This window comes from Paenarthrobacter sp. E2MeOHC11, assembly GCF_058744955.1.
In genome coordinates this window covers 4,938,728-4,952,278 of the sequence record NZ_CP196673.1, presented here as the reverse complement: position 1 = coordinate 4,952,278, position 13,551 = coordinate 4,938,728, and the positions used below count along the sequence as shown (strand labels likewise).

Below are 13,551 nucleotides of genomic sequence, written 5' to 3'. Positions count from 1 at the left end.
CATTCATGCTTTCATGGGTGTCCAGGCTTAGGCGTCGACTCCATGGCACTAAGTGCGGCTTCCGCGGCGTTTGATGCATGTGCCTCACAAGCTCGCCGGGCTGCCTCGGGATCTCTAGTGATGGCCGCTGACGTTGTGATGTCCGTCAGTTCGGCCAGCATGAGCGGACTTCTCCCCGGGGAACTTGTAGAGAGGGCCCTAAGTACTTGAGTGCGGGCATTGATTTGCCGAAGCATGCCCGAGATTTCTTTGTTGCCAGCGCCAGCCAAAAGCACTTCGTAGTAGCTGTCTTTCGCTGCCAGCAACTGCTGCGCCCCACCGGCTGACTCTGCTCTTCGGATGTCAAAAAGTCTCGCCACGAGTTGCCCGCGCTGAGCTTCTGTGGCTCGCTCAGCGAACAGGTTTCCGGCGAGCGATTCCAAAGCGCCGCGAACTTCATAGAGACTGCGGGCTTCGGTGGGTGTGAGGGTTGCAACTTCGGGGCCCTTGTTCGGCACCGTCACTACCAGCTGCTCGGATTCCAGCTGCCGCAGTGCTTCACGAACCACTGTCCGGCTCACGGAGAACTTATCGCAAAGCGCAGTCTCTACCAGCCTCTCTCCAGGTTTGTACTCGGAGGTAACGATGGCCCGCCGAAGGGCCGCAAGCACCTCTTGGCGCAATGGCGCGGCGGTTCGCTGGATTGTTTCCAAAATCATTCTCGCCCCTCGGGTGCTGAATACCTGTACGAACGAAAAAACCGGGGGAGGCGGTGAGCCTCCCCCGGTTCTGTTCGATTAGGCCTCGTACTGGTGGTAGACCTTGGCGATGATCTTCCAATCGCCGTCCTGCTTCAGTAGGGTGTGGAAGTCGGTGTAGTCAGCACCAATGGCATCGTTTTCCATGTCAACCTTCACCACGGCAGTTGTCTGGGTGATGCCGATGATGTCCACGCGGGTCTTGACATCAGGAGCGGCGCCGTTCTCGGCGACGAAGTCGTACAAGTTCTTGATGGGTCCGCCCAGAAGCTGGCCGTTGGTAAAGCCGTACATAGTGGCGTCTTCATGGAAGGCTTCTGCAACGCCTTCGGGGCTGCCGACGCGCAGGCCTTCGACATACTTCTGAACGGTGGTGATGATCTGGTCATATTCGTCAGTCGGAACGACTTTGAGGTTCTTGGGCATGGTTTCTCCTTGTGAATGAGCGGGTCCGTTTGCGGCACCCTGGGATGGTTTGGTTGAAGAAGAGCTGCTAGCGCTTTCGAATCACGACGGTTTTGTTGTTGGTGTGCGAAGCCAGTCCCTCGTCACCGTGTTCGACGCTCAGGCCGGACTGCTTGTGGCCGCCGAAAGGTGCGTGGTCCGGGTGGCTCTGGCCTTGATTGACCCAGACGTTGCCGGAGTCGATGCGGTCCGCCACGGCCAGTGCCCGTTCTTCGTCTCGTCCCCACACGGTGGCACCAAGGCCGAAGATTGTGGCGTTGGCGCGCTCGATGACGTCCTCGACGTCGTCGTACACAAGGACGGGCACGATCGGTCCAAAAGGTTCCTCCTGGACGATGCGGCTGTTCTCGGGAGGGTTGTTGACGATGGTGACTGGAACGAAATTGCCATCCAGGGACTCGTCGATGGTGCCCCCGAGCGGAACGTCGTAGCCATTGCGGCGAGTGTCTTCGAAGAGGTCACGGAGCTTGTCGTACTGCATGCGGTTGTTGATGGGACCCAGATCGCTGGTGGGATCCATGCCGTCGCCGACCTTTTGCGTCTTCGCATAGTCCACGAGCGCGTTGACGAAGTCTGCATGGAAGGAACGGTGTACGTAGATGCGCTTGGCCGCGATGCACCACTGACCGGAGTTTCCAAAGGCGGCGTTGAACACCTGAGGCACGGCGTCCTGCCAGTCAGCGTCCGGGAGCAGGATCGCGGGGTCATTTCCACCCAGTTCGAGGGTGACCCGCTTGATGGTGCCGGCGGCTGAAGCCATGATCTTGGTCCCTGTTTCCGTGGATCCCGTGAAAGTGATCATCCCGACGTCGGGGCTCTCAGTGAGGATCTGTCCAAGTTCGTTGCCGCCTGTGACGATGTTGAAGACGCCGGGAGGGAAGACCTGGGCTGCCAGTTCCCCGATCCGCAATGCGCAGAGCGGGGTATAGGGAGAAGGCTTGAGAACTACGGTGTTGCCGGTGATCAGTGCGGGGACGGTCTTCCACAGAACGTGGAGGTAGGGATAGTTCCAGGGGATGATGGCCCCCACGACACCGAGCGGTGAGCGACGGAGTTCTACGCGCTTCTCATCGTCCTCCACCAGTACCTTGTCCTCCAGCCTCGACTTGGCTGTGTTGGGGATCCAGGGGTTGGCAAGGTTGACTTCGAACGTCGCCTGGTTGTGTCGTGGCTTGCCTTGCTCCAGTGAGAGCAAGGTAATGAACTCTTCTTTGTGGGCCTCGAGGGCCTCGAAGAATTCGACGATGATCGCTTCGCGCTCGTCTGCGGTCAGAGCTGCCCACGCCGGGAAAGCCCGTTTGGCGGCACCGATGGCGCGTTCCATGTGTTCCCGTGTGCCCTGGGGTGCGGATGCGAGGACCGAGTTTGTGGCCGGGTTGTAGACGTCAAAATGGTCCTCGGTCTGGATGATGTTGCCATCAATGAGCAGTCCGTAGGGTCCGTTGAAGTTCGGGGGCGTGATGGTACGCGTGCCCTCTGTGATGGAAACTCCCATGTGATTCTCCTATCGTGCGGCGGCTTGCCGTGGAGCGGTAAACAAATCGAATAATGAAACAGATTCAGGTTTCAGTTTAGGGGCAGCGGCGTGGGCTTGCAAGACCTTTTGCCAAATTATGAAATACGATATTGTTTCAGCTTAGGATGTGATGATCGACACGATAGCAGTGCGACCTCCCCTGAAGTCCCTTACCAATGAAGCTCAAGGAGCAGACATGAAACTCGACGGACAGTGCCTTTGTGGTGAAGTCACCTACACGATTGACAGCGAGCCGAAGTTCACGGCCTTGTGTCATTGCACCGATTGCCAGCGTCAGACAGGTGGCGCGTACTCGCTGGTCATCGGTGTTGACGACGAAAAGCTCACAATCACAGGCGACGCGGTAAAGACGTTCATTACCGTCGGCTCTGAGCACGAGACCAACACCAACCGGTCGTTCTGCGGGGAATGCGGTTCCCCAATCGTTGGCCGCATCGACGCGATGCCTGGACTGGCATTTGTTAAGGCGGGGACGCTCAACGACACGTCATGGCTCAAGCCGACCGTGGAAGTCTGGTGCCGGTCCGCGCAACCATGGGTCGAGGCTCTCCCGGGTGCCGAGCGGTACGACGGCGACATCCCGGCCTGATTCGGGCCTGAGCGCGGGAGACCGCGCAACGTTGGGGTTGGGTGGATCGCTTCTTTGCGGTGGTCCACCCAGACCCCTTTCTCTATTTTTCGAAAGGAACAAAGCATGATGACGTCCACCGGGATCCTCCGCGGCGACAACAGCATCGCTGATCAGCAGGAAGGCCCCCTGACAGTCGCGGCTGCCGAGGAGTGGATTCAGCGCACATGCTTCTCGACCGGTCCTGCCGGGCGCATCGGACTCGAACTTGAGTTGCTCATGGGTCGAATTGGAGACCCGTCCCTGCAGCGTCCATTTGCCGACGACAACTACCGGCGTTTGTTCTCGGAACTGCGACATCTGGACGTTCACGGAAGTCTTACGCTCGAACCTGGTGGTCAGCTTGAGCTCAGCTCGCACCCCGAAGCCTCTTTGCGAGACCTCATTTTCTCAGTTCACGGCAGCCTGAAATTGTTGCGGGAGCAGGCTGCCGATTTGGATGCAATCCTGGTGGGTGCCGGAGTGTCGCCACACCTCGAACCCAGACGGATTACGCAAGCCCCACGCTACGCTGCCATGGAACAGTATTTTGAACCGTGGGCGCCGGCGGGCGCCACCATGATGTGTTCCACTGCGTCAGTGCAGGTCAACGTCGAGGCGGGCACTGACGACGTCGAAATCCGTCATCGGTGGAAGCTGCTGTATTCAATGGGGCCAGTGCTGGCAGCGACGTTCGCGAACTCCGGCTGGATCGGTGGCCGGCGAAGCGGTTGGAAGAGCACACGGCTCGCAGCGTGGCTCGCTCTGGACCCGACCAGGACTGGCGTACCGCATTTCAGCGCGGCCCAGGATCCCGGGGTGTCCTACGCCCGGTGGGCCCTGGACGCCCCCCTGATGATGATTCGACGTATAGCGGGGGAGTGGCATGCCCCCGCTGGTCTGACGTTCCGTGATTGGCTCCGTCTAGGGACAGCAGTGGTGCCGGACCGGCCGCCGGCAAACCTTGAGGATTTACAGCAGCACTTGAGCACACTTTTCCCGCACGTTCGGCCCAAAGGGTATTTCGAAATCAGATACATCGATGCCCAGCCCGGCTGCTGGTGGGCTGTCCCCGCCGCCGTCGTTTCCGCGCTCATCTCCAATCCCGCTGTCTCAGACCAGGCCAGAGGCATCTGCGCCGGTTCCCCGGACTGGGAAGCCGCTGCCCGGTTAGGACTCGCGGACCCGGGAATCGCATCCCGGGCCAAGCAGTTGATGGCGCTGGCTGCTGACCAGCTTCGGCTCGACACTTCCACGAGGGCCATTGCCAGCCAGGTTGAGGAATTCGCTGAAAGGTGGACGCTCCGAGGTCTATCGCCCGCGGATGACGATCCGTCCGCTTGGCCGGACCGGGATCAGGGCTGCGCTCTGGATAGTGGCATTTGCTAGATCAGCCCAAGGTCCGTGGCAACGATGACGGCCCGTGTTCTGGTTGTCGAAGAGAGCTTGCCCCTTGCGTTCTCCATGTGCGTAGAAACCGTGCGTGGTGAGAGAAAGAGTTCGCTGGCTATTTGGGTGTCCGTCAGGCCCCGCTTTACCATTCGAAGGATCTCCAACTCACGCGGAGTAAGCCCCAGGCTGCGGCTTTGCCTGGCGCGTTCGACCATATCCGCTAGAACCGGTCGCAGAGCCGTCAACATGGGTGCCGTAAGCGCCGGCCAGGCCGCGCGATCCGTACTGAGGTTGCAAGTCCCCACGATCTGCCCCTTTACTGTCAGCGGCATCGTGACACCGTTGTTGAAACCTTCGGGTCCGAAATGCAGAAGCGCGGGCGCTGAGGCCCGGTAGCCTGGCAGGTTATCCCAGTCATAAATGGTGGACTCATCCCGCAGTGCTTGTCTGGCCGCTTTGTCGTGGAGAAGCAGATCCCGGGTGATGTAGTCCACAACGCTGTCCCTGTAGCCTGAGCTGCCGACCGCGATGTGAGTGTGCGCCAGAGGATCCACATACGTCAGAAGGATCGCCCCTGCACCGCTTTCGAAGCGAACGAGGTCGAAGTATGCGTTGCGCCGGCGAATAATGTCTTCGCTTTGTAGGTCCTGCAAGATGAGAACCCGGGAAGCGGAGTCCATGTGGCCTCCATGGTTCGTAGGGAAAAGCTCACATTGGTTGTCAGATAAAACCAACGGCGACAATGACCCGGACAACAAGTCTGTGGGGGTTCGCATGAAGGGCTCGCACTTTGTAAAAGCGATCCGCATCACAAATATACGTGAAATCACCGATGGTAGCCAGAGCGCGGCCTTCCTAGGCTGGATCTACTCCCCAGGAATCACAACCCTGCGGCCCCACAATCCATCCCCCAGGAGGCTCACCACCATGCATCTCAAACCAGCCCTCGTTGCCGGCGTCGCGGCCTTGGCCCTGGCGTCTACGGCCTCGCTCTCGGCCTGCAGCGCACCAACATCCAGTTCGTCCAACGGCGGGTGTTCCAAGACGTACACCGTTGGCTTCAGTCACCCGATCGGGGAAGCCGAGGTGATCAAAGCCTTGAAGTCATTGGCGAAGGAGTACTCCACCAAGGTTGGTTGCGTCGACCTGCTTCTGGACAACACCACGGGAATGAAATTGGAAAGCCAGCGCGCCACGGTCGAAAGCTGGGTGACGCAGCAGGTAGACGCCATCGTCCTTTGGCCGGTCGACTCGACGGCTTTCGCCGGTCTCCAGAAGCAGGCGCAGAGCCAGGGCACCAAGTGGCTCACTTATCTGACCAGCATGGACGGACAAGATGGCAACGTGGGATTTGACAACAAGCTCCAAGGAGAGCAAATCGCGGCGGATGTCACAGAGTGGATCGAGAAGAACTACCCCGACGGCGGGGCAACAGCCGCAGTCACTACGTTGACCACACTGCCGCCTTCTCGCCCCAGATACGAACTTCCCATCAAGGCCATTGAAGCGGCCGGACTCAAGGTCGTTTCTGAACAGAACTGCACGGATCAAGCATGTGGTCTGCAAATTGCCGAAGACGCCCTTCGCGAGCACCCCGATTTGCGCATCTTCATTGGGCTCAGCGATGAGTCCGCGATAGGCGCAATGAAGGCCTTCAAAAACGCTGGAATCGACCCAAATACCGTCTATATAGCTGGCCAGGACGGCTCGCCGGAGGGTCTGGCCGCGGTCAAGGAGGGCGGCATGTACCGGGCAAGCTCCGCGATTCCCATGGATGCCCTTGCAGCGTCCATCGTTGACGCTGCCATGGCCGCCGCAACGGGTAAGGGCGAAACCAACCTTGTCACGCCAACGGTTCTGGCCAAGGCTGACAACCCGCAACTGGTGGCCGATCTCATCGGGAATTTTGAGCGTAAGGGCCAATGAGATGCCACGGGACGTTCTGGACCAGGAAAAATCTGTGACTTTCGGCCTGATGCTATCGGGTATCCGCAAATCGTATGGGGCGAATCACGTGCTGCGGGGCATTGACATGAATATTCCTGCGGGCACAGTTCACGCACTTCTGGGCGCCAATGGTGCGGGGAAGTCCACACTGTTGGGTTGCCTCAGCGGAGCTACCAGTCCCGATGATGGTGAAATCGTCATCGGGGGGCGCCCCTACCGTGGGCTCACGCCGACACAAGCTTTTGAAGCTGGATGCGCCATCATTTACCAGCATTTTCAGCTCATCGCGTCGCTCTCCGTCGCGGACAATATATTTCTCGGCCAAGAGCGTCGGACCGTCCTTGGGGCCATCGATACCCGCCGGCAGGAGCGTGAAGCACAAAGCATCCTCGAATCTCTGGACGTGGACATAAGCCCCAAATCCTTGGTCGGTTCACTATCAGTGGGGGAGCAGCAGATCGTTGAAATCGCCCGGGCGTTGCGACGGAAACCGGACCTGCTCATTTTGGATGAACCAACGGCAGCCCTCGGCCCTCATGAAGTGACGGCCCTGATCCGGCTCGTGCGCCGGCTGGCCACGACGCGGGGTCTCACTGTTATCTACGTGACGCACCTGCTGAACGAGGTGTTGCAGGTCGCCGACGCTGTGACTGTCCTCCGCGACGGCCGGGTGCACTGGACCCGGGATCGCCTGGACCTTGAAATGAAGGACCTGGTTGATGGCATCTCTCCAGGCAGCTCACTGACCGGCCGGGCATCAGACTGCGAACCAGGCGCGCCGATGCTGCAGCTGGAGGCACTACAGTGCTCCTTCACGGGGCCTTTGACGACGACAGTCCATGCCAATGAAATCATCGGACTGTTCGGGCTGTTGGGCTCGGGACGGACGAACCTTCTGGAGTCTCTGGCAGGAGTAAGGAGACCTGTGGGAGGGGGCGTCAGCCTGTCGCGGACGTCCCCTGCCTCCACTCGGTCCAAGTCACTGAGGGCAGGCATTTCCTTGGTGGCTTCCGATCGAAAAGAACAGTCTCTTTTCGGCAGCATGACGGCTGAAGAAAACGTACTTCTTCCGCACTACCACCAGCTCTCACGAGGATTTCGTAGCCGTGGCCGCGAACGGGCGGCCTTTCTTGAGACGGCGGGGAGGATCCGGCTGAGTCCGATGTCTCCAGGGAATCCAGCGGATTCGTTCTCGGGGGGAAATGCCCAAAAGCTGGTTGTGGGGCGTTGGGCCGGTGAGCTTGGCGACACATCGGTTCTGCTCCTGGATGAACCAACTCAAGGGGTGGACATCGGATCCCGACACGAGATCTACGAATTACTCCGCGAGTTTGTCTCCGGTCCTGAGCGATGCGTGATCTTCGCGAGCAGCGAACCCGAGGAAATCCTCGCGCTTGCCACCCGTGTCTTCGTTCTGGTGGACGGAGTGCCTAGGGAAATCGCCCCCGAAGACATCACAGAAAATTACCTACTGTCAGCTGCCCAAGGCAGTTCTGGCGAAGCGGAAGGAACATCAAAGTGACTACGTTGGAGTCCACCACCATGAGTCCCCCAAGCAACAGCCCAAGGACCAAACAGCCTGGCCTTGCCGGCAAAAAGCTGGTTCTTCAGGGCATCAACTGGTTCATGCCGGCCGCCACCCTTGGTCTCATGGTGTATTTTTCTCTGGCGACCAAGTCTTTCCTTACCGGCGGCAACCTCCTTGCGGTACTAACCCAGAATGGGCCGACCTTCATAGTGGCCGTGGTGGCTGCAGTGTTGCTGATGGCCGGATTCGTCGATCTGTCCGTCGGTTCGACGTTGGCCTTGGCCGGAGTGTGCTCCGGGCTCACTTTCTTGAGTTCCGGTCTCATCCCCGGGCTCTTAGTAGGAATCGCAGTAGGTACAGCAATCGGCGCCATCAATGGATTGCTGATTGGATGGCTGGAACTGTCTCCCTTGGTAGTAACGCTGGGAATGCTCGCCGCTACGCGGGGTGTTGCTCAGTATCTCGCCCCTGATTCGCTGTACGGCTTTCCGTCTGATGTCAATATCCTGGGCAATGGCTCCATTTTCGGTGTGTCCTATCTGGGCCTCGCAGCCCTGTTGGTCATCGGCGCAGCCCTGCTCACCATGAATCGTCTCCCTGTTGGCCGCAAAATTATCGCAATCGGGGTGAATGCGAGGGCTTCCTACCTTGTAGGCATCCCGGTCAAACGCTTGTCAGTGCTTCTCTACGTTGTAGTAGGACTGGCGGCCGGTATTGCAGGTGTCCTGCAGGTGGCGAGACTGGACAGCGCCCCTTCTGGCACCCTTGGGGTCGGATTCGAAGTGACCGTATTGACCGCCGTGCTCCTTGGCGGTGTGCCGTTCAACGGTGGACGTGGCAGCGTCCTTCGCGTGGTTCTTGGAGTATGGCTCATCGCCATCCTTAAGAACGGGCTAACGCTACTCAATTTGGGGCCGGAAATCGCCGGAATCGTGACGGGCAGTGTACTGGTCTTGGCCGCCGGCCTTGAGGCAATTCGCTTCTGGGTGCAGCGGTCCAAGTGACGCACTCAGTGACCAGCCACGACTACACCACAAACCTCAAACTCAAGGAGAGAATCATGGACCACGTCACCACTGAAGACATTTCCTGGATGAGCGCGACACATATAAGCGAACAGGTACGCCGCCAGGAACTTTCCCCTGTCGATATCGCCACATCGATGACGGACCGCATCAAGGCTGTGAATCCGCAATTGAACGCGTACGTTACCTTCGACGAGGAGCAGGTCACTACGGACGCCGAACGCCTGCAGACACAGGTGGACTCGGGTGCAGCGCTTGGGCCGCTTCACGGGGTCCCTTTCGCAGTCAAGGAACTCACCGCCATGAGTGGACTGCCGGCAACGTACGGCTACTTGCCGCTGAAAGGAACCGTAGCTCAGCACGATGCTGCCGTCGTTAAGCGTCTCAAAGCGGCTGGGGGGTTGTTTCTCGGAAAAACGAATATGCCCGAGGGTGGCTACTACGGGGGGACGGACAACCATTTGTACGGGCCCACTCACAATCCCTGGAAAAGCGGCTACTCGGCCGGCGGGTCCAGCGGGGGATCGGCTGCTGCTGTGGCTGCAGGCCTTGCACCCATTGCAGAGGGGAGCGATGGAGCGGGGTCGGTTCGGATCCCGGCTTCGATGTGTGGTGTTGTCGGGATGAAACCAACCCATGGCCTCATCCCACAGACAATTCTGGGGGGTCGCTTTTATACCTGGATCTATCATGGGCCGATTGCCCGGACAGTGGCTGACGCTGCGCTCATGCTCAATGTCATGGCTGGTCCGGACGACGAAGACCCAACCAGTCTTCCGGACATGAATATTGACTTCACCGAGGAGATCAAGAAGCCGATCGACGGCCTACGGATCGCCTGGTCCTCAGATCTGGGCCTTGGCTACGTGGACCCGGAGGTCGCGGCGATCTGCAGGTCTGCCATGGACGCTTTCGAGGAACTTGGTGCGGTTGTCGAAGAGGCCACTCCGTCATGGGGCGGAGCCCAGGAAGCGATGTGGAACGGCGTCTGGCTTCCTGGATTTGCCAGCCAGGTTGACCTGCTGGACTGGCAGGGCATGACGGGACAGGTGGATGAGAACCTTCTGGAGATCATGAGTCAATGCAAGACGCTGAATGGAGAAGATAAGGGTCGGGCCGACCTCTACCGCGGTCAGATGTGGCAGACCTTCAGAGAGTTCATGTCAGGTTTCGACCTCTTGATTTCTCCAACCCTGACCTCAGCGGCTTTTCCTCTGGAACAGTTCGCGCCCAGCTGGCTTGAGGGTAAGCCGCTCCGGGAGCAGATCCTCGGATGGTTGCTCACGTATCCATTCAACATGATGACGACGCCATCCATCACGGTGCCCGCCGGATTTACCTCGGGAGGGTTGCCCGTTGGACTGCAAATTGCGGGCGGTTTTCACTCGGATGGGAAGGTTCTGAGGGCCGCCGCAGCATTCGAAGCTGCCAGGCCTTGGTCGCACCTCCGCCCTTCTTATTTGGGGGACCGGGAGCTGACGGCTCCACGTCCCACCTAGGGATTCCTCGAAGACTGACGATTTCCTAGGGCGGCTCTCGCGCCCCGGGACCTAACTGAAATGAATACGGCTTTCTGGATCGGCCCGGGCGTTCGCGTCCGGGCCGATATGTTGATTGCATGTCCATCTGGCTGCGAGCGCGGGATCCTACGGCAGATAGGTGGCCAGGTACTCGATGCTGGAGCGTTTCATTTCCTGCAGCAGCGCCTCGTTGCCTCGATCCGGTGACTCCCGGTAAGCAAGGTCGAAACCCTTGTCGAGCATACCGACGAAAATTTGCGTCACGACATCGAAAGGAACTTGCGGCGCATCCGGCCTGGTATCGGTGATCGTCCTGGCCAAGTAGGCTGCCAGTTCGTTGTCATGCATACGGTTAGCGCGGATCATTCGGCCGGTGAACTCAGTGGAGAACCAAATGGCGCGGAACGCAGGGGTCTCATTGAAGAATTCGATATGGGCCTCAACGCCTGCTTCGGCCTTCTCTTTCCAGTCAGGCCCGCCCAGGTCGAAATTCACCTTATCCAGCCGATTATCAAGGTCCTGAAGGCAGGACACGAGAATTTCTTCCAGCAAGGCCTCCCGGCCATCGAAGAAGTTGTAAAGCCACCCGACCGAAACGCCGGCCCGAGCTGCCACGGTAGTCGTGGTCACTGCTTCAGGTCCGCCTTCGACCAGAAGGTCGATAGCGGCTTTCAGTACCGTCTCCATCTTCGAGCGGCTGCGCTTTTGTACGGCCGTCCTGTGGGCACCGACTGTGGCGGACGCTTCTGTTAGAAGCTCCGAGAGAGAATGCGCTGGCCCCGCGGGTGCCGGCGGATGGTCTCCATCAAAAGGCGCCATGGAACCATCTACCTCGCGTTGCGCTGCCTGGCTCATCGTGGCGCCCCCTCCAGCCTGTCTCCTGTAAGCGTGAAAACTTTTCACTTTCTTTGGTCCAGTCTAGGTGTTCGCCGCGGCTCCTGTGTCCTCCCCAGCAACTGACTCTTGCACGAAGTGTGACTTGTGCCTCATACTTCCAATATGAAAGATGAACTTGTTTCATTCTTTCGAATTCGCTGGACGCAGCGATGCCAGCTCTACTTCATCGGCTCTGTCAGCTCTGCATGCGGCGAATCCTCCACTCGCAGATGGCACGAACGATGCGGGCCTACCCCGTCCCAAATTCTCGACGGTATCCGCACCCTCCCAATGTTCTTTGGCGTGCTCCCCAACAGTGCGTCAAAATTTGAAGAAGGACCCCCCATGGCAACTTCCAGTGCCCTTTCCGCGTCATCTGAACAGACAGAAGTCCATCGCCTCAAGTCCGGTTCCCTCGGACTGGTAGGCATTCTTCTGCTGGCTTTCTCCAGCGCAGCCCCCCTGGTGGGCTGCTTGGGCAACATTCCGCTTGCGGTCGCCTTCGGCAACGGTGTCGGAGCTCCAGCCGGATTCATCGTCGCAATGGGCGTACTTCTCTGCTTCGCCGTCGGCTATGTAGCAATGACGCGACGACTCAGCGCAACCGGCGGCTTTTACAGCTTTATCAGCAACGGTCTGAGTAAACCGCTCGGGCTGGCATCAGGGCTTTCCCTGATGCTGGGGTACCTCTGCGTCCAGGTGGCGGTGTTGGGGGCCATTGGTTACTTCGGCTCTGCCGCCCTGAAGCAGTCCTTCGGGATAGACGTGCCGTGGCTTGTCATCGCAGGTATCGCGCTGGTCCTCGCTGCTGTGGCATCGTACTTCGGCGTCGAACTCTCGGCTAAGGTTCTCGGTGTCCTGTTCATCGGCGAAATTATCATTCTTGCCATCGTCAATGGCGCTATCTTCATGAACGGTGGGCCAGAGGGCGTAAGCCTCGAACCGATCAACCCCATCAACGCCTTCGGTGGAATAGCCCCAGGCATCGGCATCTTCTTCGCCTTCTGGTCCTGGCTCGGATTCGAAGTCGTACCCAACTACGCCGAAGAATCCAAGAACCCCAGGAAGCTCGTGCCGCTGGCAACCTACCTCGCAGTCATTGGCATCGGCCTCATTCTGTTCGTCACGGCCTGGGCAACAATCACGGGTTTCGGAACCGGCAAAGTGGTGGATGAGACTACTGGCCTGTTGGGTCAGTCCTACATCTCGCTCGCCCAGACTTACGTTGGAGCGTGGGCGGCCGATTGCATCAACTGGCTTGTGATTACCGGATGCTTTGCCTCGATCCTGGCGTTCCACCAAACCGTTTCACGCTACATCTACGCAATCGCGCGGGAGGGCGTTCTGTTTCCCAGCAAACTGGGCCACACGCATCCCCGCTACGGAAGCCCCCACCACGCAGCAGTTGCAACGTTCTTCGGAGCGGGCCTTATCCTTGCGCTGTTCACTGCCTTCTACTTCGCCGCCCCTTCGGCGCAGGAATTTGCAGGCAATGACTTCAATACCGCGGCGTACTCCGAAGTATTCGGCTGGTTTGCCATTGCCTGCACTTTCTGGGTCATGCTCAACCAAATTCTGTGCTCCATCGCCACCATCCGCTACCACCGGCTTCCCGCCCACCGAGTTCATGCGCACTGGTGGCGGACCGGCGTAGCTCCTGCAATCGGCGCTCTTGGACTGGCCGGCGCCCTCTACCTGCTGTGGTCAAACCTCAGCCACCTCGGTGGTGACATCATCTGGGTCAGCCTCATTCCATGGTTCTGCATCGCGTGGTTCGTCTTCAGTCTTCTTATTGCTCTCTGGCTTAGGTCCAAGAGGCCGGCAGCTTACGAAGGACTCGGCCGCGTGCTCTCAACGACCGCAGATGATGCCTAGCCGGGCGTAAATCTCCTCAACGCCAAGAATGCCGCCCCAAGC

Annotated in this window: 12 protein-coding genes; 7 read left to right on the top strand and 5 right to left on the bottom strand. The window is 59.1% G+C overall.

The window, feature by feature from the left end; translation table 11 throughout:
* Positions 1–11: 11 nt before the first annotated feature.
* From ACSSVG_RS22870 to ACSSVG_RS22860, 3 genes are all read right to left on the bottom strand, one after another.
* Complete coding sequence (locus ACSSVG_RS22870; RefSeq protein WP_492416513.1) at positions 12–698, bottom strand: GntR family transcriptional regulator; 687 nt, start codon at positions 696–698, stop codon at positions 12–14.
* A 78-nt stretch (positions 699–776) separates the two neighbouring features.
* Entirely contained in the window at positions 777–1,163 is a 387-nt protein-coding gene (locus tag ACSSVG_RS22865) for a nuclear transport factor 2 family protein (protein ID WP_429329654.1), read from the bottom strand.
* A 67-nt stretch (positions 1,164–1,230) separates the two neighbouring features.
* A complete protein-coding gene (locus ACSSVG_RS22860) occupies positions 1,231–2,697 on the bottom strand; it encodes an aldehyde dehydrogenase family protein (protein ID WP_492416511.1) in 1,467 nt (488 codons plus the stop codon).
* A 217-nt stretch (positions 2,698–2,914) separates the two neighbouring features.
* Between ACSSVG_RS22860 and ACSSVG_RS22855 the strand changes: the two genes are divergently transcribed.
* Entirely contained in the window at positions 2,915–3,328 is a 414-nt protein-coding gene (locus ACSSVG_RS22855; protein WP_285241571.1) for a GFA family protein, read from the top strand.
* Positions 3,329–3,433: 105 nt separating this feature from the next.
* Positions 3,434–4,735, top strand: coding sequence for a glutamate-cysteine ligase family protein (locus ACSSVG_RS22850; RefSeq protein WP_492416509.1), 1,302 nt, complete (start codon positions 3,434–3,436; stop codon positions 4,733–4,735).
* On the opposite strand, the gene ACSSVG_RS22845 is transcribed toward ACSSVG_RS22850, so the two are convergent.
* Positions 4,732–5,418: a response regulator transcription factor gene (locus tag ACSSVG_RS22845; protein WP_429329657.1), complete on the bottom strand. Its 687-nt coding sequence runs from the start codon at positions 5,416–5,418 to the stop codon at positions 4,732–4,734. The two genes, ACSSVG_RS22850 and ACSSVG_RS22845, sit on opposite strands and share 4 nt — an antisense overlap.
* A 247-nt stretch (positions 5,419–5,665) precedes the next feature.
* Between ACSSVG_RS22845 and ACSSVG_RS22840 the strand changes: the two genes are divergently transcribed.
* The 4 genes from ACSSVG_RS22840 to ACSSVG_RS22825 all read left to right on the top strand — a co-directional run bounded on the left by ACSSVG_RS22840 (position 5,666) and on the right by ACSSVG_RS22825 (position 10,737).
* Positions 5,666–6,664 carry a sugar ABC transporter substrate-binding protein gene (locus tag ACSSVG_RS22840; RefSeq protein WP_492416507.1) on the top strand — a complete coding sequence of 333 codons (999 nt, stop codon included), beginning with the start codon at positions 5,666–5,668 and terminating at the stop codon, positions 6,662–6,664.
* A 106-nt stretch (positions 6,665–6,770) separates the two neighbouring features.
* Positions 6,771–8,207, top strand: a complete 1,437-nt coding sequence (locus ACSSVG_RS22835; RefSeq protein WP_492416505.1) for a sugar ABC transporter ATP-binding protein — start codon at positions 6,771–6,773, stop codon at positions 8,205–8,207.
* Entirely contained in the window at positions 8,204–9,217 is a 1,014-nt protein-coding gene (locus ACSSVG_RS22830; RefSeq protein WP_160291495.1) for an ABC transporter permease, read from the top strand. Before ACSSVG_RS22835 ends, ACSSVG_RS22830 begins: the two co-directional genes overlap by 4 nt.
* A gap of 56 nt (positions 9,218–9,273) precedes the next feature.
* Positions 9,274–10,737, top strand: coding sequence for an amidase (locus tag ACSSVG_RS22825; RefSeq protein ID WP_429329659.1), 1,464 nt, complete (start codon positions 9,274–9,276; stop codon positions 10,735–10,737).
* Between the two features lie 147 nt (positions 10,738–10,884).
* On the opposite strand, the gene ACSSVG_RS22820 is transcribed toward ACSSVG_RS22825, so the two are convergent.
* Complete coding sequence (locus tag ACSSVG_RS22820; protein WP_492416503.1) at positions 10,885–11,613, bottom strand: TetR/AcrR family transcriptional regulator; 729 nt, start codon at positions 11,611–11,613, stop codon at positions 10,885–10,887.
* 366 nt (positions 11,614–11,979) lie between these two features.
* Between ACSSVG_RS22820 and ACSSVG_RS22815 the strand changes: the two genes are divergently transcribed.
* Complete coding sequence (locus tag ACSSVG_RS22815; RefSeq protein WP_492416501.1) at positions 11,980–13,509, top strand: APC family permease; 1,530 nt, start codon at positions 11,980–11,982, stop codon at positions 13,507–13,509.
* Positions 13,510–13,551: the final 42 nt, after the last annotated feature.

Bases quoted from the DNA above. Each gene is read 5' to 3' on its own strand.
- ACSSVG_RS22870 (WP_492416513.1), bottom strand. From the start codon at position 698: ATGATTTTGGAAACAATCCAGCGAACCGCCGCGCCATTGCGCCAAGAG.
- ACSSVG_RS22865 (WP_429329654.1), bottom strand. From the start codon at position 1,163: ATGCCCAAGAACCTCAAAGTCGTTCCGACTGACGAATATGACCAGATC.
- ACSSVG_RS22860 (WP_492416511.1), bottom strand. From the start codon at position 2,697: ATGGGAGTTTCCATCACAGAGGGCACGCGTACCATCACGCCCCCGAAC.
- ACSSVG_RS22855 (WP_285241571.1), top strand. From the start codon at position 2,915: ATGAAACTCGACGGACAGTGCCTTTGTGGTGAAGTCACCTACACGATT.
- ACSSVG_RS22850 (WP_492416509.1), top strand. From the start codon at position 3,434: ATGATGACGTCCACCGGGATCCTCCGCGGCGACAACAGCATCGCTGAT.
- ACSSVG_RS22845 (WP_429329657.1), bottom strand. From the start codon at position 5,418: ATGGACTCCGCTTCCCGGGTTCTCATCTTGCAGGACCTACAAAGCGAA.
- ACSSVG_RS22840 (WP_492416507.1), top strand. From the start codon at position 5,666: ATGCATCTCAAACCAGCCCTCGTTGCCGGCGTCGCGGCCTTGGCCCTG.
- ACSSVG_RS22835 (WP_492416505.1), top strand. From the start codon at position 6,771: ATGAATATTCCTGCGGGCACAGTTCACGCACTTCTGGGCGCCAATGGT.
- ACSSVG_RS22825 (WP_429329659.1), top strand. From the start codon at position 9,274: ATGGACCACGTCACCACTGAAGACATTTCCTGGATGAGCGCGACACAT.
- ACSSVG_RS22820 (WP_492416503.1), bottom strand. From the start codon at position 11,613: ATGAGCCAGGCAGCGCAACGCGAGGTAGATGGTTCCATGGCGCCTTTT.
- ACSSVG_RS22815 (WP_492416501.1), top strand. From the start codon at position 11,980: ATGGCAACTTCCAGTGCCCTTTCCGCGTCATCTGAACAGACAGAAGTC.